This window comes from Wolbachia endosymbiont (group B) of Philonthus cognatus, assembly GCF_947179345.1.
In the GTDB taxonomy this organism is placed as follows: Bacteria; Pseudomonadota; Alphaproteobacteria; order Rickettsiales; family Anaplasmataceae; genus Wolbachia.
The window spans coordinates 354268-377548 of sequence record NZ_CAMXBG010000002.1; the positions used below are offsets into that span (position 1 = coordinate 354268).

17 protein-coding genes, 1 pseudogene and 1 riboswitch are annotated in these 23281 nt (G+C 34.0%); of the genes and pseudogenes, 15 read left to right on the forward strand and 3 right to left on the reverse strand.

All coding sequences use genetic code 11. From position 1 onward, the window contains the following. Positions 1-64 precede the first annotated feature (64 nt). The 3 genes from ppdK (at position 65) to ONG78_RS03695 (ending at position 5581) form a co-directional block, all read left to right on the forward strand. Complete coding sequence (gene ppdK, locus ONG78_RS03685; RefSeq protein ID WP_264377686.1) at positions 65-2734, forward strand: pyruvate, phosphate dikinase; 2670 nt, start codon at positions 65-67, stop codon at positions 2732-2734. Between the two features lie 157 nt (positions 2735-2891). Continuing rightward, positions 2892-4289, forward strand: coding sequence for a hypothetical protein (locus ONG78_RS03690; protein WP_264377687.1), 1398 nt, complete (start codon positions 2892-2894; stop codon positions 4287-4289). 257 nt (positions 4290-4546) lie between these two features. Next, entirely contained in the window at positions 4547-5581 is a 1035-nt protein-coding gene (locus ONG78_RS03695; protein ID WP_264377688.1) for an efflux RND transporter periplasmic adaptor subunit, read from the forward strand. Between the two features lie 269 nt (positions 5582-5850). On the opposite strand, the gene grxD is transcribed toward ONG78_RS03695, so the two are convergent. From grxD to ONG78_RS03710, 3 genes are read right to left on the reverse strand one after another with little or no spacing between them, the layout of a single operon-like run. Further along, positions 5851-6174: a Grx4 family monothiol glutaredoxin gene (gene grxD, locus ONG78_RS03700; RefSeq protein WP_264377689.1), complete on the reverse strand. Its 324-nt coding sequence runs from the start codon at positions 6172-6174 to the stop codon at positions 5851-5853. Between the two features lie 16 nt (positions 6175-6190). Next, positions 6191-6409 (reverse strand): BolA/IbaG family iron-sulfur metabolism protein, encoded by a 219-nt coding sequence (locus ONG78_RS03705; protein ID WP_264377690.1) that lies wholly within the window; start codon positions 6407-6409, stop codon positions 6191-6193. A 38-nt stretch (positions 6410-6447) separates the two neighbouring features. Then, entirely contained in the window at positions 6448-7767 is a 1320-nt protein-coding gene (locus tag ONG78_RS03710; protein ID WP_264377691.1) for a malic enzyme-like NAD(P)-binding protein, read from the reverse strand. A gap of 138 nt (positions 7768-7905) precedes the next feature. Here ONG78_RS03710 and pgsA point away from each other — a divergent pair, with 138 nt between their 5' ends. The 12 genes and pseudogenes from pgsA to ONG78_RS03775 all read left to right on the forward strand — a co-directional run bounded on the left by pgsA (position 7906) and on the right by ONG78_RS03775 (position 22965). Next, complete coding sequence (pgsA, locus tag ONG78_RS03715) at positions 7906-8448, forward strand: CDP-diacylglycerol--glycerol-3-phosphate 3-phosphatidyltransferase (RefSeq protein ID WP_264374646.1); 543 nt, start codon at positions 7906-7908, stop codon at positions 8446-8448. Between the two features lie 99 nt (positions 8449-8547). After that, positions 8548-9504 carry a hypothetical protein gene (locus tag ONG78_RS03720; protein ID WP_319606843.1) on the forward strand — a complete coding sequence of 319 codons (957 nt, stop codon included), beginning with the start codon at positions 8548-8550 and terminating at the stop codon, positions 9502-9504. Between the two features lie 67 nt (positions 9505-9571). Beyond that, on the forward strand, positions 9572-10258 hold the full coding sequence (bamD, locus tag ONG78_RS03725) for an outer membrane protein assembly factor BamD (protein ID WP_264375545.1): 687 nt from the start codon (positions 9572-9574) through the stop codon (positions 10256-10258). Between the two features lie 7 nt (positions 10259-10265). After that, a complete protein-coding gene (locus ONG78_RS03730) occupies positions 10266-11006 on the forward strand; it encodes a YebC/PmpR family DNA-binding transcriptional regulator (RefSeq protein WP_264374649.1) in 741 nt (246 codons plus the stop codon). After that, a complete protein-coding gene (locus tag ONG78_RS03735) occupies positions 11003-12124 on the forward strand; it encodes a peptidoglycan DD-metalloendopeptidase family protein (RefSeq protein ID WP_264377693.1) in 1122 nt (373 codons plus the stop codon). Before ONG78_RS03730 ends, ONG78_RS03735 begins: the two co-directional genes overlap by 4 nt. After that, positions 12108-12977 (forward strand): SPFH domain-containing protein, encoded by an 870-nt coding sequence (locus ONG78_RS03740; protein WP_264374651.1) that lies wholly within the window; start codon positions 12108-12110, stop codon positions 12975-12977. Before ONG78_RS03735 ends, ONG78_RS03740 begins: the two co-directional genes overlap by 17 nt. Before the next feature lie 76 nt (positions 12978-13053). Next, positions 13054-13156: riboswitch (TPP riboswitch) on the forward strand. Then, positions 13145-13429, forward strand: a complete 285-nt coding sequence (locus ONG78_RS03745; RefSeq protein ID WP_264374652.1) for a SemiSWEET family sugar transporter — start codon at positions 13145-13147, stop codon at positions 13427-13429. Its footprint overlaps the riboswitch before it by 12 nt. Beyond that, on the forward strand, positions 13401-14081 hold the full coding sequence (locus tag ONG78_RS03750) for a thiamine diphosphokinase (protein ID WP_319606844.1): 681 nt from the start codon (positions 13401-13403) through the stop codon (positions 14079-14081). The genes ONG78_RS03745 and ONG78_RS03750 overlap by 29 nt, the downstream gene beginning before the upstream one ends. Positions 14082-14634: 553 nt before the next feature. After that, a pseudogene (locus ONG78_RS08115) lies at positions 14635-15343 on the forward strand (transposase); the annotation flags it as partial. 222 nt (positions 15344-15565) lie between these two features. Further along, positions 15566-16510 (forward strand): IS110 family RNA-guided transposase, encoded by a 945-nt coding sequence (locus tag ONG78_RS03765; protein WP_264377456.1) that lies wholly within the window; start codon positions 15566-15568, stop codon positions 16508-16510. 625 nt (positions 16511-17135) lie between these two features. Further along, entirely contained in the window at positions 17136-18548 is a 1413-nt protein-coding gene (locus tag ONG78_RS03770) for a hypothetical protein (protein ID WP_264377697.1), read from the forward strand. Positions 18549-18600: 52 nt separating this feature from the next. Beyond that, on the forward strand, positions 18601-22965 hold the full coding sequence (locus ONG78_RS03775) for an ankyrin repeat domain-containing protein (protein WP_264377698.1): 4365 nt from the start codon (positions 18601-18603) through the stop codon (positions 22963-22965). Positions 22966-23281 lie beyond the last annotated feature (316 nt).

Here is a 23281-nt window from a genome sequence, read left to right on the forward strand (position 1 = left end):
TGTGCTGAATTTTACAAAATTTATTACTCCTGCCTGACAAATTCATTAGAATAGTATGTATAGTATGTTTATTAGTGAAAATCCGAAAAAAATGCAAGAAAAGTTAATATATTACTTTAGCCAAAGCAACTGTGAAGGTAATGCAGCAATGAGAAATCTACTAGGAGGGAAGGGAGCAAATCTGGCAGAGATGTGTAACATTGGCATTCCTGTTCCACCTGGTTTTACAATTTCCACTGCTGTTTGTCAGGCCTATTGTCAAGATAATGAATTGTCTTGTGATCTACGTAACGAGATAAAAAACTACATGGCGATGCTCGAAAATGACATCGGTTGTAAATTCGGGGATTCAAATAATCCTTTATTAGTTTCCATACGCTCTGGTAGTGTGAATTCAATGCCGGGCATGCTCGATACAGTTCTAAATGTTGGCCTAAATGATGCAACCGTTGTTGGTCTTGCAAAAAAAAGTGGAGAACGTTTTGCCTATGATAGCTACTGTCGTTTCATCATGATGTACTCGAGTGTTGTACTACAGCTTGACCATCACTTATTTCAAGACATTGTTGATAGTGAACAGCAAAAAAGTGGAGCAAAAAGCTTAGCTGATCTTAATGTTGATGTTTTAAAGAAAATTGTTAATGATTTCAAAGAGATAGTATATGAAAAAACTGGAAAGCATTTCCCGCAGAACGTTGAAGAGCAATTGTTAAACTCGGTTAATGCAGTATTTGCCTCTTGGAAAAACGATAGGGCTGTTTCCTATAGAAGAATACATAGTATTTCTGAAAACCTTGGAACTGCAGTTAATGTACAAGCAATGGTTTTTGGCAATCTGAACGATAATTCTGCAACCGGCGTGATATTTACACGTAATCCTTCAACTGGAGAAAAAAAGCTTTTTGGTGAGTTTTTAGTTAATGCTCAGGGTGAGGATGTGGTTTCTGGTGTTTATACTCCTATGCCAGTTAACGGCGAGCAAGAAAACACCATAGAGAAGTTGCTACCAAGCATCTACCGAGAATTATGCGCGGTATGTGAAAAACTTGAAAGGCATAATAAGGACATGCAGGATATCGAATTTACTGTACAAGACGGTAAGTTATGGATTTTGCAGACTAGGTCTGGCAAGCGCACAGCCGAAGCTGCTATTCGCATAATAGTTGATATGGTAAACGAAGGAGTGATTACAAAAGAGGAAGGAATATTGAGAATTGATCCAAAAACCTTTGACAATTTATTACATCCAGTTCTTGATGTTAAAATTGATCAAGAAGTAGTAGGAAGAGGGTTACCAGCTTCTCCAGGTGTTGCTTCTGGATATGTAGTATTCAGTGCAAGTGATGCTGAAAAAGCTGCAGAGCAGGGTAAAAAAGTAATTTTGGTAAGATCAGAGACGAGCCCTGAAGATATTAATGGAATGAATGCTGCAAGTGGAATAGTAACAGCGAGGGGAGGTATGACCTCCCATGCCGCTGTTGTAACTCGTGGAATGGGTAAACCATGCATTTGTAGTCTAAATGGACTTTATATTGATAAAGATGAAAAATTTCTTTCTATGGGGGATATAAAAGTAAATAAAGGTGAATCAATCACCATCAATGGAGGAACAGGAGAGGTTATGCTTGGTATTCTTCCTACAATTTTGCCTGAATTATCTCAAGAATTCAAAACGATAATTAACTGGGTAGATGAAATCAAAACAGTGAAGGTGAGAGCGAATGCTGATACTCCAAAAGATGCAAAAATTGCAAAAGAATTCGGTTCAGAAGGTATAGGATTATGTCGCACAGAACATATGTTTTTTGCTAGTGATAGAATCGAATTCATTCAAAAATTGATAATAGCTGATGATGAAAATGAAAGGGCAAATGCATTAAATAAACTCGAAGAAATGCAAAAGTCTGATTTCAAAGAAATATTTTCTATTATGGAGGGCAGGGAGGTTACTATACGTTTGCTTGATCCACCTCTACATGAGTTTTTGCCCCACAATCAATCTATTATAGAGAAAATTGCCAAATCACTGAATAAGTCAGTTGAATCAGTAAAAAATAAAATAGCACAGTTATCAGAAAAAAATCCAATGCTTGGCCATCGAGGTTGTAGACTTGCCATTTCTCATCCTGAAATATATGGCATGCAAATTAGGGCAATACTCAGTGCTGCAAGTGAATTAAGGAAAGAAAAGAAGATAGAAGTGAAACCTGAAATCATGATTCCTTTTATCATGAGTGAGAAAGAGTTTATTCTGATATGCGAGTTAATAAAGAAAGAAGCCGAAAATTTCGATGTGAACTATTCAATCGGAACGATGATAGAACTGCCACGAGCAGCACTGATTGCTGATAAATTGGCAAAACACGCAGAATTTTTTAGTTTTGGCACTAATGATTTAACACAAACAACTATGGGACTTTCACGAGATGATTCAGTTAATTTCCTCGATTCTTATAAGGAAAGCAACATATTTGAAAACGATCCATTTGAAGTGCTAGATGTTGAAGGGGTAGGGGAATTAATCAGAATAGCTATCGAAAGGGGCAAAAAAACCAGAAAAGAAATTAAACTTGGTATATGTGGAGAGCATGGAGCGAATCCACAGTCCATAGAGTTTTTCATCAAATCAGGGGTTGATTATGTGTCATGCTCGCCCTATAGAGTACCGGTTGCAAAGTTAGTGGCAGCACAGTTTAGCATAAGTTTGTTGGGTAGCACAACTGTACGAACATAGATTTCGCTAACAAGTAGCGGAATGATGATTTTTCAAATTGTCGATAAATCTAAGTCAGTTTAGCTATTTTGCTGCTACTTTTTTTCTTAATATCTTAAGAAAGATTGACTTTTTGTCTAAAATAATATAGGATAAAGTAATAGTGAGTGAGGTAAAAATGTCAATATCAAAAGAACGTAAGGAATATTTACTAGAAAAGTTTAAATATGCTGCCAAAGAATTTGGCAAGTCTGGTACAAAGTCCAATCATCTAGCAGTACCAAAGGAACAGCAACTCTCTATTGATTTAGGTAATAGAAAAGTTTTTGGTATCATAAATAAGATTCTGTATTGGATAGAGAATAATTTTACTTATTTTTTTCCACGATATAATTTGTTTCCAGAAGTTGGAGTTGAAGGAAGAAAAATTCCTGGAACTAATACAAGGGTTAAGTATTTTACTCCAGATGACCAAGCAGAATATACTAAAATTCCTCATGAAGGAAAATTATACGTGGACTTAATGCCAGAAGTGGAAGGTAACAAGTTAAAAGGCTTTAAAGGCAAACTATATGATACAACTGATAAAATTAGTAAGGGTAAAAAAGGTTGTGTAGCTTATGTTATCACGCTTGATGGAAAATTAGTAACTCATGAACATATTAATGTTAACAAAAGCGAATGGGCTTATCGTCATTCAACTCTTGCAGGCGGTAAGCCGATTTTATGTTCTGGTTTAATGAAAGTGGTAAATGGTAAAATAACTTATATAGACAATAATAGCGGGCATTATAAACCAGAATCAGCAAACTTATACAATGCAGTGAAAAAGTTAGAAGGTCTATTTTCGGAAGATGCAAAAGTTGTTTGCCTACCATATTGGATTAGCTTGAAAAAACAAATTCCGCTTATACGCAAAATTAGTCTAGCCAAACGAGAACCTGTAGAGAAATTCTTGGAAAGGATGAAGAAAAAAGGGAAAGATGGATTGACTCAATATGAAAGACATTTTGAAAAGATAAAGGAATTTAATGAGCAGTATGAACAAAAATTGCTTCTTGCAAACTATAAGTCACCTACAAATGAACTGTCCTACAAACCAACTATACATAAAAAACACAGATTGAAATACTCTGAATATATTAACTTACACCTTAATTTTTTGAAAGAGTTTGATGAAAATCCTGAAGTGCAAAAAATAGCAATAGAACATTCAATAAGAAGGGTTATTGGAGCAAATTATGGCCATAAACCTACAGTTGCGCTTGCTAAGGCACAGGTAATAGATAAAGATGGAAAGCTGCAAGAAACGGACGAAATAGTAGGTATAAATGTTGCTTTTCACCATGAGAATGATCGTGATGGCTTTGCTAAACTTCTAGATTTTAAAAAGTATAGCTATATTTGCGAACCTCATTTGCAAGATAAAAAAAATAGAGCCGATATGGAAAAATTAATGCCCAATAAACATACAGTTTTTATGAGTACAGACCAGGCTAATAAATTTATAAAGGGCACTTTACAAATTAAAATTGATAGTGTTGAACAATTGAGTACCAGTTTGGTGATGGGCTAAAGCTCTGTTTAAATATATATTTAGTTTTGTTACAATATTCTTATTTTCATCATATAATATGATGGAAATTTTATGCACAACTTTTTTATTTGATTAAAAATTGCATTTTTGCAATAAAAACTTATTTATTGTAAGAAAACTTGCTCATATAAAACTATTTATAGAGTGACAATAGCTGTGTTATACTTACACTTCTGATTCGAAAATTTATGCAGTTATTTCTAACAAGATTGGTCAATAAATTTTACTGTTTAAGGATGAGAAACAAAGTAATCATCGTTTCTAGTATTGCTCTTATTCTACTGTTCTTTATCAATAGTACATTTTTAAAAAAAGATCAGGCGGTTCATAGTGATAATCCAATTAGTAGTTTTTCAGTAAAAACTCAGGATTATACTCCACAAAATCGCACTGTATATTTAAATTTTTCTGGTACAGTAAATCCCTTGCATAGGGCAAGCCTTGTCTCAAGAACAAGTGGTCAAGTTATTGCTATTTATTTGTCTGATGGTGAAAAAGTAAAAAGAGGCGATGTAATTTTAAAGATAGAAGATTATGACAGAGTTGCACAAGTTGAGAAAGCCAAAGCTTTGTTAAATCAGCGTGAAATTGAGTATGATTCCTCTAAAAAATTGAATAAAAAAGGCTATGGAGCACAGATAAGAGTGGAAGCAGCTTTTACTGCATTGCAGAGTGCAAAAGCTGACCTAAAAAGGCTAGAGTTGGATTTAGAAAATACTGCGATTAAATCCCCTATTGATGGTTATGTAGATAAGATCAACGTAAATGAAGGGGATTTTGTTAATCTTGGACATAAGATAACTGACATAGTTAATTTTGATCAGGTTCTTGTAGTGTTGTATGTTTCAGAAAATGAAGTAAATAAAATAAAACTGGGTAGTGCAGCGCAAATTAATTTGCTAGACGGAAGGGAATTAGTAGGTGAAGTGAGTTTTATTAGTAAAATTGCTGAGCCTAAAACTGGATCTTATAGAGTGGAGGTCAAGGTAACTGATAATGAAATTATATCCTTGCAAGGACTGACTGCTAGTGTAAGCCTACCTTCAGGTGAAAAATTTGCATATAAAATTCCTTCTTCAGCCTTGAGCTTAAGTGACGATGGTGTTCTTGGAATAAAGATTGTTGATGACAATAATTATGTAGTATTTACACCAATAGAAATTGTTGACCATGAAGAAGATGGGGTTTGGATAGTAGCAAATAACGAAAATAAGCCTATAAATTTAATAACATTGGGTCATCTATCTGTTAAGCCTGGTGATAAGGTATAACTCGAATGTAACATGACAACGAATCCTGTCATCCCAGTGCGTGGTCATAATCTCATCAAAAACTCAAAATTCCTGGACCCCACCTGGGATGACACCAAATGAGCTACTCGCATTTTTGAGGTATAAATCACAATATTTGTACAGTTGTGTGTGTGCTACTAAAAGGATGTCATTCAAGTAGCTGACACTGAAATCGAGAAAAGAAGGCAGTGTCTGGACACTAACACTATGTTTTTATCTATCTTATTTTGCCACTCTGCTGTGTAAACTTACTCTGCAATAACCTTTTTTTCTTTTAGCAAATTTTGTAACTCACCTTTTTCATACATCTCGCGGGTTATGTCACAGCCACCAACAAACTCTCCCTTTATATATAATTGTGGAATTGTTGGCCAATCAGAGAAACTTTTTATGGACTGACGTATTTCATCATTCTCAAGTACGTTGATGCATTTAAACTTTACATTTAAGTTTTTGAGAATTGACACGACAAGTCCAGAGAATCCGCATTGAGGAAAATCAAAGGTGCCTTTCATATACAGCACTACGTCATTTTCTGCTATGTCTTTTTTTATTTCTTCAAAGTTATTCATAAATATCACCTTAATTTTAAGCTCCAGTTTCTAGTTGCAATGCATGTATAGACTGACCTTCAAGAGCTTTATATATCATTCTATGTTGTTCTATTTTTGTCTTTCCGGAAAAACACTTGGAAGTTATTTTTAAATGGTAATGATCATCATCTCCAGCAAGGTCCTTAATCTTTATATCAGCGTCAGGGAATGACTGTTTGATAATTTTCTCTAATTCATGAATTGTAATAGTCATCAGTTTATTTTAATTATAAGCCTAAAATATGCAATTGATTATTGTGAAGACAATAAATTGAGCGTATTGAGAGCACTAGCAAGACGAGATTTTAGTTGACTTGCATACTCATTCCAGTCCTCTATTTCCTTTCTTGCAACGCCTGAGGTAACTGCAGCTTTTGCAACAGCAGGAGATACTATAGAAATTAATCTTGGATCAAATGGAGTGGGTATTATATATTCACGTCCATAGCTCATTTTACGACCGCCATAGGCTGCAGATATCTCATTTGGCACTGATTCGCGGGCAAGCTTTGCTATTGCATCTGCAGCGGCAATTTTCATTTCTTCATTTATTGTCGTTGCATGTACATCAAGTGCTCCTCTGAATATATAAGGAAATCCCATTACGTTATTGACTTGGTTGTTATAGTCTGATCTGCCAGTTGCAATTATTGCATCTGGCCTGACAGACTTTGCAAATTCAGGCCTTACTTCTGGATCAGGATTAGCAAGAGCAAAAATGATTGGGTCTTTATCCATGCTTTTTAACATCTCTTCGCTGAGCACATCCTTTGCAGAGAGTCCGATGAATACATCAGCGCCTTTTATGGCATCAAGTAGAGAACGTTCTTTAGTGTCAATTGCATATTTTCCCTTCCACTCATTCATGTCCTCTTTTCTGTCTTTGTGTATTACTCCTTGTTTGTCACATAGTACTATGTTTTTAGCGCCCATGGACTTTAGTATTTCCAAACACGCAATACCAGCTGCTCCAGCTCCATTCATGATGATCTTGACATTCTCTAATTTCTTTTCAGCAATATCGAGGGCATTTTCTATACCAGCTGCAACAACTACTGCAGTTCCATGTTGATCATCGTGAAAAACCGGAATATCCATCAATTCATTTAGACGTTTTTCTATTATGAAACAATCAGGAGATTTTATATCTTCTAAATTTATTCCCCCCCAACTTGGCCCAAGATACCTTACTGCATTGATGAAATTTTCTATATCTTCTGTGTCAACTTCTATATCGACTGCATCAATGTCAGCAAAACGCTTAAATAAAACAGCTTTGCCTTCCATGACGGGTTTGGAAGCAAGAGGACCGATATTGCCAAGTCCCAGCACTGCGGTGCCATTTGAAATGACAGCCACATAATTGCTTTTTGCCGTGTAATCATAAATAGCCTCAGGATTTTTAGCTATTTCAAGGCATGGAGCTGCAACGCCAGGGGAATAAGCAAGTGATAGGTCATGCTGTGTGGATAAGGGTTTTGTTGGTATAACCGATACCTTACCAGGTTTACCACCCCTATTATGATACTTCAGTGCTTCTTGTTTTGTGGTGTTATCTAAATCATTATTCATTCTTATGCTTTGAGCTTATTATTAGTAATTTTTTAAGTATTTTTTTAAGTATATGGGGTTTTTATGAATGTTCAACTATTAGCTTGTGAACTCTATTGTACTTCTGTATAAATTTATCTACTACGTAGGGTGATGTACATGTTTAAGAAAAACGTGCCTAACTTGCTAACAATTTCTCGTGCGCTCGCAATACCGGCAATAATATCAAGCTTTTATATAGAAAGTAAGTATGCAAGTCTAATAACAATATTGATCTTTATGTTTGCGTGCATTACAGATTTTTTTGATGGTTATTTAGCGCGTGCATGGAAAGTCCAATCGAATTTTGGCAAGTTATTTGATCCAATTGCCGACAAGTTAGTAGTAGCTTCAACAATAATCATGCTAGTTTATAAGCATAAGATAGATGATATTACAATTATACCGTCAGTTATAATTGTTTGTAGGGAGATATTAGTTTCAGGCTTGCGGGAGTTCTTGATAGCTACAAACGTTAGTTTACCTGTGAGTAAGGCTGGGAAAATTAAAACATTTTTGCAGATGGTTGCTATAGTAGCGTTAATAATGAGTGATTATGAAGCAACTAAATATATAGGTGTGGTTTGCTTATGGGCTGCGGCTGTTATGACTATGTGGTCAGGCTATAATTACGTTCTAGCTGGCATCAAACAGATTGACTAAATTGCTTAAGAGTATACAAAGAAAGTTAATAATTTCATAACATTGACTTAGTAATTAAAATCCTATATAATGTATTAGTTCATAAGTTGGTCTGTTCATATGACTAGTATTACAGGCACTAAGTTTTTTTTAAAAAGATCCAAAGGTAAAAAAGGTGCTAAAATGGAAGATTTTTTCTGGGATTTTTGGCCAACAGTTGATGAAGAAGTCAGAAAAGAAAGAGAGGAAGAAAAAAGCAAAAAGCTCGAACAAGAACTATTAACACTAAAAAAAAGAGAGCTACATAGGAAATGTGTATCATTGGTAACAATGGTTCCATTTGCATTGCTGATGGCAATTGAGCTCGAAAAAACATGTAGCGATCAGGTATTACTTGGCCTTATAAGCGGTGCATTAGGCCATATTATATTACCTTTCACAGTCTTATCTCTTATTTGCACGCTATATTTAATTTATAATAATAGAAAAATAGCAGAAAAAGAACGAGAATTGGAGAATATTGAAAGTGGGAAAACAGTAGAAAAAGAAAAGAGAGACCTTCCTTGTACCGTTGATGATTACTTTAACTATGCTGATGCTGCTTTAGTTACATTAGTTATTGTGGCTAGCATAGTAGGTGAAGCATTGGAGCAAGGAATAATAGGAGACGTAGCTTTTTCAATTTCTAGTCTATTTTACTTTGTAGCGAGTGCTACTTTCTGCTATCGCGAGTACAAGAAAAGTAAAAAATATGAAGTAGAAAAAGAGCAAGATTTTGATGAGAAATCTGAAAAAAAGACAAGCAATATGTCTGCAGCTAAGTTAATGCTCGCTGGTTCTTCTTTATTACTAATCAGGAGAATAATATTGATTTCTGGAGTAGCATTAGCATCATCTGCTGTTGGGCCTGCTTTAGGTCTGGTAGGTATTGCTCTTTTGATGGTAGGAAGTGGATTGATCACACATTCTTATAGTAGAAAGCTAGAGAACGTAGAAGTGAGTGGAAAGGGTGTTGCAATAGGTGGTGGTGCGAGCAATATAGGTAATGGTGGCCAAGAGCCGCTTTTCGTTCGATGATAATGCCAAAAATTTGTTTATTTAGGTAATATTTAGTCTATACTTTATTTTGATCAAAAAAAATCTTATGTATAAGACTTTAATCATATGCTTTTTTCTTCTGACTTGCCCCTTCACGCAGTCGTATGCGAATGATCTTGAACACACTGAAACTGAACTATATGAGGAGGCAGTTAAGCTTTATGATCAGAAAAAATATAAGCAAGCTATTAGAGCATTTCAAAAGATAGAGGATTTGTATCCTTTATCTTATTGGGCAATGAAAGCCAAATTATTGTCTGGGGTTTCTCACTATAATATGGGTAAATACAGCGGTGCTGCAAGTGATATGGATGATTATATATACGTTTATCCAAATGGTGAAGATTTGCCATATGTATATTACTTAAGAGTATTATCTTATTACATGCAAATTAACAAAGTGCAGCTTGGGCAACAAATTGCATATAAAACTTTAGAGCTAGCTACTGAATATATTAATCTTTTTCCGAATAGCGAATATATAGAAGAGATCAAAGAAAAAGAAAAATTAATCACAGAACATATATCAAAAAAAGAGTATTCTATTGGTGAATTTTACCTAAAGCGTGGTGAATATTTAGCAGCAATTAAGCGTTTTCAAGATATGATAAGCAATAAAGATTCTAAATATTCTTCTAGAGTTATTAGTTATTTAATAACAGCTCACTTAGCTCTTGGCCTTGACTTAGAAGCTGAGCAGTATGAAAATATGTTAGTAGAAGGGGTGAATTAGTTTTCTTATGGCTGGTCATTCACAGTTTTCAAATATAAAACATCGAAAAGGTGCTCAGGATGCAAAGCGCTCGCAAAAATTTACGAAGCTCATTAGGGAAATAACAGTTGCTGCAAAACAAGGGCTACCTGATCCCGAGCTTAATCCACGTCTTCGCTCTGCTATCTTTGCTGCGCGAAAGGAAAATCTACCAAAAGATAAAATAGAAACAGCAATAAAAAATGCAGCTGGTAACGTTGCTGGAGAAAGTTATGAAGAAATACAATATGAAGGCTGCGGACCTTCTGGTGCTGCACTTATTGTCCATGCTCTGACAAATAATCGCAACCGAACTGCTTCTGAGATACGTTATATCTTTTCTCGCAAAGGCGGTAATTTGGGAGAAACAGGATGTGTGAGTTACCTTTTCGATCATGTAGGCTTAATTGTCTATAAAGCAGAGGGTATAAATTTTGAAGATTTATTTAACTATGGAATTGAATTAGAAGTATTGAATGTTGAGGAAAATAACAAGGAAGAATTATATGTTATAACTTGTGCAGTAAAAGACTTTGGTAAAGTACGTGACGCTTTCTATACAAAATTTGGAGAACCAGAGCTTGCTCGTCTTTCATGGCAACCAAAGGACCTGATTGAAGTTAGCGACAAAGAATTAATTGATAAATTATCTACATTAGTTGAAGAGCTAGAAGATAATGATGATGTGCAGTATGTTGAAGGTAATTTTATTTTTGCTGATAAACTATGAGGCTGGTAATATTTCTACTGCTTTGTATTTTACCAGCATATGCGACTGAAACATCTGCAGTGCCGCTTCAGCATGGGATCAGGAAAAAAGAGCCAGTGTCAAACAAACAACTGTACGAACATTGTGATATGAGTGCCAAGAAAGATGTCATCCCAGTGTCTAGACACTGGGATCCAGAGAATTCAATTGCAAATGGACACACCAAGCGATTGTATAATAAAGACTGGTCAAGCATTGGAATGACACTAACCCACTCTCCAGTGTTATTCCAAGACGGGATCAGAAAAAAAAAAGCTGCTTTGGTGACAGAAAGTGATAGAAAGTTGTTATTCATATCCAGTGACATAAAATCCTCTTTTTTTGATGCAGGAGGTTTGGCGCCAGATACAATAATGAGATTAATCAGCATATATAAAGATTATGGTGTAGATTTTAAAAAAGACATTGTGCCCAAAAGCAAGTTGGAAGTTCTGTGTGAGAGTGATCAGAAGGCTGAAGAAAAAATTTTATATACTTCACTCACAACAAGCAATAAAGCTATAAGTTTATATTATTATGAGTCACAAAACAGCAAAGAAGAGTATTTTAATAAAGAGGGTGTAAGCTTGAAGAGTAGCGAAATTTTTGTAAGTCCTTTAAACGGAGATTTTCGTATATCCTCGAATTTTGGTAATAGAAATCATCCCATTCATGGTAAAATTGCTTTTCATAAAGGAGTAGATTATGCAGCTAAACTTGGCACTCCTATACACGCCACTGCAGAAGGTGTAATAGAATATATAGGAAAGAATGGTGGCTATGGGAATTACATCAAAATAAAGCACAACAATAAATATTCAACTTGTTACGCACATATAAGCAAATTTAGTAGCGATGTAAAGTTAGGCTCTAAAGTAAAGCAGGGACAAATCATTGCTTATGTTGGCAGCACTGGTGTTGCAACAGGACCTCATTTACATTATGAAGTTATATATAATGGTAAACATATTGATCCGCTTACGATAGCTCATGGCAATGAGATAAAGTTGCCTGATCGTGAATTAAGAGAGTTTAAATTATTTGTAAGTAAGGTAGATGAAATAATCAGCAGAGAGGGTGCAAGTGAAAAAGCAATCTGATGAAGACAGTACAGATAAAAATACAATAAATGATAGAAATCTAAGTAAAATTCGGGCTTTTCCTGTACTAATAGCGCTAGGGTTAATTTTATTGGTACTTTTTGTGTATGACAGCACAATTGCACTTGGAGTTGCTGCTGTTTCAATATTGACTTTTTCTCAAGGATTTTTCGTTAATGATCCTAATGAAGCAAGAGTGATAGAGTTTTTTGGTCATTATATTGGAACTTATTTTAAGTCTGGAATATGCGTAACGCTTCCATTTTCGAGTAAATATAGAGTTTCTTTGAAATTTCAGAATATCAATACAGAAAAAATTAAAGTTAATGATGCTAATGGAAGTCCGATAGAGATTTCAGTAGTAATTGTTTGGAGAGTGAGCAGTCCTGCGAAGGCATATTATAATGTTAATAATTATCATGATTTTGTTTTTGTGCAAAGTGACTCGGTAATTAGAGAACTGGCAAGTAATTATCCGTATGATAGCGAAAACGATGAAGAATCTTTGCGTAAAAACTCTGACAAAATTTCAAATGAATTGCGGTCAATGCTACAACAAAGATTGAATATTGCTGGAATTGAAATTGCAGAAGCGAGAATATCGCATTTGGCGTATTCATCTGAGATTGCACAAGCAATGCTGAGACGTCAACAAGCACATGCCATCACCTCTGCAAGAAGGCATATAGTGCAAAATGCAATAGGAATTATCGAAGAAGTAATAGCCCATTTTGAAAAAAATAAAAGCTTACAATTGGATGGAAAACAAAAGGTTCAATTGATAAACAATTTGCTAGTTGCTCTGATCTCTGAGCAGGATGCACAGCCGACTATTAGTTTGGATAATAATTAGCATAGAAGCCGATTGGGTTTCATGAATGCAAGTCACTGTTAATTTCTTGATTAATAGACTAAATGATGTTATAAATTACACGCATTAGGGGTGCTCTAAAAAAGCTGAGAGTACATAAAGTACAACCCTTTGAACCTGATCTTGTTAAAACAAACGTAGGAAAATGTATGTATATAAATATTGAAGAATGCTTTGGCTTCATCGCGTTCATTACATCTCTCATTGGGTTATTGCCTCAAGTATATAGAGCATATATCACAAAACTTACTCGTGACGTATCGATGCTAATGTTGGTGAATTATCTTATTTTTTCATCATCTTGGCTTATTTACGGTATTTGTCAGGGTTTAACTTTTGTGATACTCAGTGATATTGCTGGATTAGTGATCAGTATAATATCAATTGTTCAAAAATGTTACTACGATGCAAAAACTGCACGGAGCGTTTTATAACCATATGCTACATTGTAGCGTGGAGCAAGAATATCGTTCTATTGTAGTACTAAATGGAGAAATACCTGATTCATCGTTTTTTAAACAAGATATACCTGTTATTGCTGTAGATGGAGGAGCAAATAAGCTTCTATCAATTGGCGTAAAACCTGATCTTGTAATAGGAGATTTGGATAGTATAAATCCGAATTTACGTGCTAATTTAAATACAGTATATCTACCTGATCAAGATTATTGCGACTTTTCTAAAGCAATGGTTCACTTAAAAACAGTAAAGTTATTGCCATCAATAGTAACGGGTATTACTGGAGGAGCAATTGATCATATACTACAAAATATTAACTTTTTTTTAAGTATAGATAGTATCTTTTATATGCCTTCGCCTCCCATGGTGGGGTACGCCTTACAAAAAGGTATTAGCTATTTTTCCTCTTTGCTAAAAAATACTAAAATATCTTTACTTGGTATACCGAAAGCTCAAATATCAACTAAAGGATTACAATGGGAACTGTACCTTAGTAACCTTGCTTTTCCAGGAAAGAATTCTTGCTTTAATCGAAGTTTAGGCAATGAGTTATCTATAGAAATACACAGCGGCGTGTGTTTAGCAATGATATATTTAGAAGCAGTAAATGATGATGGTGTGTATTGAGTTAAAACATTAAGAAAAAAAAAGTAGAAAAACCGTGTTAACACTAATTCTAAAAACTGCAGGCGCCTGTTGTTAGCTAAAGTAAAGGTCAAATATCTGGAATTCTGGACATAAAATCCTCCTGTATAAAAAAGATTCAGAATGTACACACAACAGATGTGGCTGAATTTTTATTGAAAAATTGGTTAAAAGGTCTGCAGACCGAGATAGATTTTGAGCTCTCTAAATATCTCTACCATCATTATAATGGCATCTTGAGTATGCGGAAGCAATTTTTTCATTAAAATAAAAAATTTTATTCTACAGCGCGGCTACTTGAATGACAAGAAAAGGCCAGTCGGATGATAAGAAAGGAACCAATGAAAGCAAATAGGTGTTATTCCAGCGTGTGACGATGGAATCCACTCTTTTCGTCATCTCATCAACTTGGGATTACTTTTGTACCTAAAATTTCTGGATCCCAGTGGGCTTTGTTGCATCGCTCAAGTGAAAAGAACTGGCAGTTACTGACAAAATTCATTATAAATAGCCATTTAACTGTTGAAGAAAAAATATGCCACAGAAAATGAAAGTCAGTAACCAAAACGAATATAACAAATTCCTTGAAAAAAGGGGGAATATTTTTCGTTACATCGATGAAGCTATCGAAAATTGGTATGAAAATAGTCCAAAAATGCAGGGCGGCAACTATATTTATAGTGATAAAGTTGTGATTTTAGTGCATATAATCGTTAATCTTTTTAGAATTGGCTTAAGACAAACGGTAGGGTTTATAAAAGGATATCTGCAACAAATAGGAAGAGATTTGCAGCTATTCACAAGCATCAAAAAAAACTTAATATTAAGATAAATGATTGCAGAAAATAATATAGAAGATATCGAAATTACTATAGACAGTATAGGAATTAGTATATACAACAACACACAGCAAGGAAAATAGCACTGACAGAGTGGCTATGAGCAAACGAGAAAATTGCACGTAATGTTGAATATAAACAACAAAAAAGCCATAGCTGTAAAATACAGTAACGGTGTCTACTCTGATCACTTGTGATTTGCTAAAAGAAGTTGATTTTCAGCATGCCATAAAAGCACTATATGCAGATAGAGCATGTGATAGGCACAAGTTTTATAAGTTGTGTAACGAATATGATATAAAGACAAAAATTCCACCAATAAACAATGCGGCAGAACATCCAGAAATAGATTATATGTCTGACAGGAATGCTGCTATTAGGTTAATAAAATTATACGGTGAAGATTGTAAGTTAAAAATGTGATATAAAAGAGATAAGAGGGAAAGATAACCCTACTCACTATAGGAATAGGGCTATCACGGGCGTGTGCGACCGAATGAAAATTGGTATTACAACCGTAGCCATCAAGGTACACTAGCCCTATCCCTCGATACGTTTGAATAGTTGTGTGGGACATATATGTGCACCCGTTTACAATCTTAAATTAATTAAACTATCGAGGTTATTATGATTGCATCTTATCAAAATTTTATTGGCATTGATATTGGAAAATTCAAAAATGTTGCTGCAGTGTACAACCAAAAAAACACTATCAAGTTCAATAATAATGATGCTGGTTGGCAACAATTGTTTCAAGAATTTTCAAATATTCTACCTAATTCTTTTGTAACTTTAGAAAATACAGGAAAATATGAGCTTGGTTTAGCACGTTCTCTTGTTGATATGAATGTTGCTGTGCATCGAGCTAATACTCGTAAAGTAAAAAGTTTTATCATATCACATGGAACTTTAGCAAAAACTGATCAATCAGATGCAAAAGCCCTTGCTCAATATGGTTTTGAACGCTATAGTGCTCTATCTCTATTTGTGCCTATGTCAAAAGAACAAACTGCCTTAGTTGCACTCTGTCAACGTCGTGATGACATTACGCAAATGAGAACTCAAGAGAAATGTAGGCTTGCAGCACCTGAAAACGACTATATAAAGGAAAGTTGCCAAAAAACAATAGACTTTTTTACCAATCAGATAAATGAGTTCAACGATGCCATACAAAGAATTATTGATAAAAATCCAGAGTTACAAAAGCGTCAAAAGATCCTGAGAACAGTGCCAGGAATAGGTCTCAAGCTATCTCAAGTTTTTGTGTGTCTAATGCCAGAACTTGGCTACCTAAACAAAAAAGAAGTTGCAAGTCTTGCTGGGGTTGCTCCACATCCAAAAGAAAGCGGTAAAACTATTGGTTACCGAAGGATAACAGGTGGTAGAAGCAATGTTCGTGCAAAGCTTTTTACAGCTGCTATGGCCGCTGCAAGATCTAAATCTGCACTTGGTGCTTTTTACTCTAATCTTATTGGTAGAGGTAAAAAGAAGATGGTAGCTATAACAGCTCTAATGCGAAAAATCATAGTAATTGCCAATGCAAGACTTAAAGAAGCAATTAATATGAAATAAAAAAATCTGCATAGAAAATAGGTTAACGGATATGTGCGTCTACACACATTTAAAGCACATATTCGTTAACCATAAAATCTAAGCAGTGGTTGCTGTTTGATATAAATTTCTTTCTGTATAAACTGGGATCTTTGTTGCCAAAATACATTTTTCAATTGAATAAAAATGCAAAATTATGAACAAATGAGACTAAACTCAAAAAATTTTAAAAAACATAGTTGATGGTTATTTTGCTTGAGATCTTAATAATATATTTTGCTAAATTAATATTAGCTTGCTTATGGAAGAATTAGGCAAACTTATGATAAAAACAAAATTTGAAAGCAAACAAAAGACCCTGTATTGAGCCTATTAATAGGCTTTTGTCGAAAGTTATTCAAGCCTAAAAAAATTTTCTAAAATAGTGATTGACATGTTTTAAAGGTGGAGTAATATGTCTAAAGTGTAATGGAGACTAATTCATTATGGTACTTGATAAGGTACAATATTTTTTCATTTATTTATCAAAGAGGGGGTAATTATGGAGCATCGAAATTCAGAAGTTCTATTTTTATCTATTGGTGAGGTGCTCCTTATTACAGTAGTAGAGCTTCAAATATAGTGTATTTTTTAATGGGTAATTATAATGGAACAAGAAAGTTTAATTAAATCAGACGATTCGCATTACTGTAAAGAAATTTTAAGGAGAGTAATAAAGCATGATGATCCTTTTAAAGAATCTAAAGCAAAGCAATTAAGAAGATACATTGGTAGTAATAGCAGGATAATCTATTATGTAAACTATGATATAGTTTCAGATATTTTCTCTAAAGGTGATTGTTGGGTTAATGATAATGTTTATGGAAAAAGGTTAGATAGGCGTTTTTTCGTTCAAGAGTTAATAGATATCTCCTCAAAAAATAGCTATGATAATCACCCATATGTTGGTGAATGCTATACATTAGCTTGTTTGAACTGTTTAGATGAACAATTAGTTCGTAATTTATTCACACTATACAAAAAGCAAGCAGAAGAAGTGCATAATTTATCTGAAGATGATGTATTAGAAGAAAGATCTAGAGAATTGGAGAAATTTTGGGGTCATTTTATTACTGATAAACTAGAACGGGTAAAGGAGGAATATGCTGAGTATTATGATACTAACCTTGATATTTATGGGTTTAAAGTAGCTTATCATGATTGTGAACGTGAAGCTGTTGCTTTTTTCTACAAACGATTAGAAGAGCAAAATACATCAGAAGAGGTTAAGCTAAATTTATTGATGGAAGCTGCTTTGTATTCTATGAGTGGAACTAATGATGTAGATACTACTATCTTTTGTTTACAAAAGGTCATGGATAATGAACAGCACTTGGAAAAATTTCTCAAGAAATGTAACGTTTTACATCTATTAATTGGTGAAGGTTACTTTGATACAGTCTGTCAATTGTTTTCAGTATGGTCTCAATTTTACTCTGTGGAGAATTATAGTACTCTATTGTCAGCTGCTAGTTGGAAATCCAATAAATCTCGTGCAAGTCTTTTACATAACATTATCGAGTTAGGAAAAGAAAGGTTCTGGAGGGAATTACCCTCGTTTGATTGTGATAACTATAGTTCCCTATTGAGAGGGTTTGCAGAAAATAGCTGTAGCGAAGCTTTTAAGGAACTATGGCAAGCTTATAATAATGAGGAATGTCAGCATGTTTTTCTATCTGGAAAAGGCAAAGTTATTTGCAATTTACTTTACCTTAATGGTAATCGAGAGTTATTAAAAGAATTTTTACTTCACTACGCTAACAACAATGAAGCGATGTTAAAAGATATTGATAGCTTTATCTCTAATCTAGATAGTGCACTTAACAGCTACGTGTCTACTGATGATGCTAGCTTAGATAAAATTAATCGCGGTTGGGTAGTACATGATGAAATTAAAAAAACTTTGCCAAAATTAATTGAAGCACTTGATCGCAATACTCAAAATGTACAAGTTCAAAACACAAGTATAGAAGTAGATAGCATATCTCCAGGACAAAGTAGCAAAGAACATATACATTAAGTGAGCACTTTATTGTTAAATAGTTAAAAGAAGGTATTAGTAGGTGATCAATATGGATAACTATGAATTAATTAGAATGTTGATAGAAGGTGATACTCTAACTTTTAGGGATAGATTACAATCATTTATTGAGCAGCTCCCTGATAATAAGCGTTCTGTAAATAAAGAAGGTTTTTTTCCTTTATTTGTATTAGGTGGGTTTTTAGCTTTGCCAGATACTGAATTGGGGGAAAGTTTAGGAGTTAAGCAAGTATTTTTTCGTGTTGAAAAGTATAAAAAAAATAATAAATCTTATGTTAATGGGGTTAAATTTGCCCTTTTAATAAAGGAACAAAATAAGAAAGATAAGTTACTATTTATTGTAGTTTATGAAAAGAATCCTATAGTATTTGATCGAAAGGAAGTAGAGTATATTAAATCTAAGTTAAATAGCTATGATACTGAGGAAACATGGCACTCTATTCAAATAAAGCATGAGGATAAGGTTGGTATAGTAGTATATGATAAATGTGATGATGACTTATTCCCCGACAAATCTGCTTCTCATAAAGGTGAATTATTTGTTTTAAAGAAAAGAGTGGAAAGAGGAAATTTAGAAAGGTTAATTACTAAATATTCTCTCTCTGATGAAGAAGAAGTTTTCAAAAGTTTTAAGGATACATTGAATTATTTTGATCAAGTAGTTCAAGATTACATAATCGAGAAGAGCGGAAACTTTGACCACGAATCTGACTACCATGGGCTGTTGTCTGGTTTCTTTGTAATGTTATTTAAGTATCGATATAATCTTAAGCTTTATCCTGAATTATCTTTAGGTGAAGGCTATAGTGATATTGTTGTATTAGTTCGATCACAAGAGCGGTTAAATAATGTTATTCCTATAATAGTAGAGCTTAAAGCTGGTAAAAGTTTAGCTATTCAAGGTGATCCTTTTGAGCAAGCAAAAAAATACGCCGAGGCATTTAAGTATGGTCCACGGAGGATGATCACAAATAACAATAATGTTATCTACGCAGTGCTTAACTTTGATTTGTCTCATGATAGAATTGAAATAGGTACAACAGCTAGAGATAGTCAACATCTCAGCCCTTTTTTACAGTTACTATTAGAATCTGATGATAAAGGTATTATATATGAACAATTAAAGTATCTTTATTATACCATACCAAATTTATCTGACAATTACTATATGTATACTAGTAAGATACTATTAGGGGAATTAATGCCAGCTAAAGCAGAAAATGGAATATGGAATAAGTATATTTTTCAACACGATAAGGGTGTTTCTAATGATATCACATCATTTGGATTTTTAAATTCAGGTAAAGATCAGTTGGTATTACTTAATGTAATTAGAAGTGATTCAAGAAATAAGAAAATTAATATAGATGGGATAATTGAAAAAGATGAAGAAGCTAATATAAAGCTTAATATGGATGAGTCGATTCAGAGTAGTAGAAATTTAAAAATAAAAGAAGTTAATTTATTACTAAAAACAAAAAAAGCAAACATAGGTGAATTTGAGAACTGGTGCAGGAAAGTTCAAGTGAATTCTTACAGCAATTTAGATGACTATAACGAAAAAAAGACTCAGAGCTTTGATGGAAAATGTGTCAAATTGGATGTTGATGTAAATAAGTTGAATGGCCTACTAAATAAGGTAGTAAATAAGAAAGTAGATGGTGCACAATCTGATGCAGAGCACCATATAGGGTTATTTAAAGAAGTTAGTCAAGTTTTATTACCCTTCAAGGAGTTAATTGATAGTGAAGTAGATTTTCAATCCATGCTACATGGTTTACTTATGTATTATCAAGAGTCTACTAGTAGTAAAAAGCTTGTAGGTGTTATTTCAGAGGTTCAAACTGGTGGTGGGAAGCGTATTGATATCGGGGTGGTTGGAGGGGAAATATTTACTGGTATAGAATTAAAATTTGATAAAACTGGAGGCATAGTACCTGAGGGAGAAGAATTAACAACCAAAGCTAAGGAAGCTGAAAGTCAGTTAGAGCGTTATAAAAAACAACCAAATAATATAAAATCCTTAATAGATAGCGAGGAGGCAAGACTGTTTTGGGCAGTGTTTCACAAAGGTGCTAATGAGCCTAAATTGTTAATTGAAACACGCAGTGAGTTTTATGCTTTTCAGTTAGATCATAGCTCAATATGTCTTCCGCCTGTGTCTCGAAGAAGCTTTGCTATACAAAAACAAAAAGAAGATTATTTCTTACTTGTTAAGGAAAATTGTTTACGTGATATTGAAAATTTATTAAGTAAAAATATTAGTGTTGAAATTAAGGACAAGTATGGAAGAACTCCTTCTCATTATGCTGCTAAATGTGCTAGGTTAGATATAGTTAACCTTTTCTATCAAAAAGGTGCTAACTTTAAAGCTAAAGATAAAAATGGTGAAACGCCTTTAGATTTCGTTAATCTCTTTCTTAAGGGTAGTGGTAAGGATGTTAGCGATAGTAATAAAGTTTGGTTAAAATCTTGGAAACCTCTACATTATGCTGCCTACAATAATAATGTAGGTATAGTGCAGAAGATATTTGAATTGCTTTTCAATGAAAGTAATAAGGACATTAATGTTAGGGATGGAAAGTATGGATATGCTCCTTTAAATGTTGCCGTCTATTACAATAGAACTGGAATGGTTGAATTTTTCTTGGATAAGAATGCTAATATTGAAACTGAGGATATATATGGCCGAACTCCTCTGCATCATGCTGTTAGCTATAGTACATTGAATATGACAAGGCTTCTTTGCGAAAAAGGTGCTAACATTAAAGCTAAAAATAAGAAAGGTGAAATACCTCTATGCACAGCTAATCAACATAACAAGGTAGATATGATCAATTTTCTGTTAGATAGAGGCACTAATATTGAAGCAAGTGACTTTCATGATAATACAGTACTTAAGCTAGCCTATTGTATAAAAGGGGTTATAGACAAAACAAACAATAATGTACCACCTGACTTTGAAAAATTGAAGAATAAGTTACCGAAGTCAGTGAAGAATTTGGTATTTGCGTCAAAAGTATGTATCACAAGTGTTTATAGTAATGAGTACTTGTATGCTGCTGCAGATAGGTTGAATTATGATAAAGAGAGAAGACAAGTATTTACCTGGGTTTCATCGAAGAAAAACAATCCGCCCGGTTCATGCGGTGGCGATAAGCAAGGTATGTGGAAGGTTCAACCTTATGGCGATAATCTTTGTATCACAAGTGTTTATAGTAATGAGTACTTGTACGCTGCTGCAGATAGGTTGAATTATGATAAAGAGAGAAGACAAGTATTTACCTGGGTTTCATCGAAGAAAAACAATCCTCCTGGTTCATGTGGTGGCGATAAGCAAGGTATGTGGAAGGTTCAACCTTATGGCGATAATCTTTGTATCACAAGTGTTTATAGTAATGAGTACTTGTATGCTGCTGCAGATAGGTTGAATTATGATAAAGAGAGAAGACGAGTATTTACCTGGGTTTCATCGAAGAAAAACAATCCTCCTGGTTCATGCGGTAACGATAAGCAAGGTATGTGGAAGGTTGAAGATTTTGGATCTATTCGCAAGAGACGTGATATACAAGAACTAGAAAGTAAAATGAGTTTAAATGCTGGTCTCTATGTTGATGTCAATATTACCGATAAAAATCATTCATCACGTAAACTTCTTACTGAAGATTCAGGTAATCAACCTGAGATAGCAGCAAGTAGTGGCACAAGACCATCTTCATGGATAAATGATTTATTTGGTTGGGTAAAGAGCTCTATAGGTGGGTTATTAGGTTTTAGAGCTGCTTTACCTGAGAAAACATTCACTCAAAGTTCAATCTCACAAATTAGTGCACCAATCGATGTAAATGGTACAATAATGTTACTTGATTTATTAATTAGAAAAGTTACAGGTCAGAAGTATATTTCTACAGTAGATCAGTCTATATCCCCACTAGAAGCACAGGGCTATGCATTAAATATTACAGAGGGATTTGAGAGAGTAGTAGAGCAAGCTGGATTAAAAAGTGGTGTATCAATGCATCGATTAAATATTGATTATATGGGAATGCAGAAAGAGATTACTAGAAAAGTCATGAGTGGTAAATTTAATGAGATTTCGGGGATTTTAAAATCGTATGTAGAGAAAGCATGTCCTGGTGAAGAAGCTGGTAAATTAAGTCCGAAGAAATTTGAAAAGTTTATAGCTCAATTTAATAAGGGTCTGCTAAATCAATCAATAGAGCAGATATTACACAACAGAGATGGTACATTAGAAGTTGATGGTGCAAAGCAAATGAGTTTAGAGCCTCAAAGTTATTTAAGTAATGCTTCTATTCAAAGCCATTCAAAGGACAAAGTATCAACTTGTCTTTCTGATGTAGGAGTAACCAAACTTGGAGGTAATCTCAATAGGTAGGTTATAATATAAGAGGTGGAGCTATAATATGCCAAGTAGTGGAAAATTTAAAGTGAAGGTGGCAAAATTAGCCACAAAATAATTAGGTATACCAGTAGCAAGTTTGATGGTTCTAATGCTAACATGAATGAAGTAGGAATACAAGACTAGAGTTGGGGAATAAATGGTTAATATACTATCCGTATTAAACTTACAGCACGTAGCTTTGATATAGAAGTTTGGGTAACGTTATGATAGTAATTTATATAATTCTATGTGCAATCTTTATAGCTGTTTTAGACAGTTCATTAGACTCTTAATTATAGGATATGTTTAA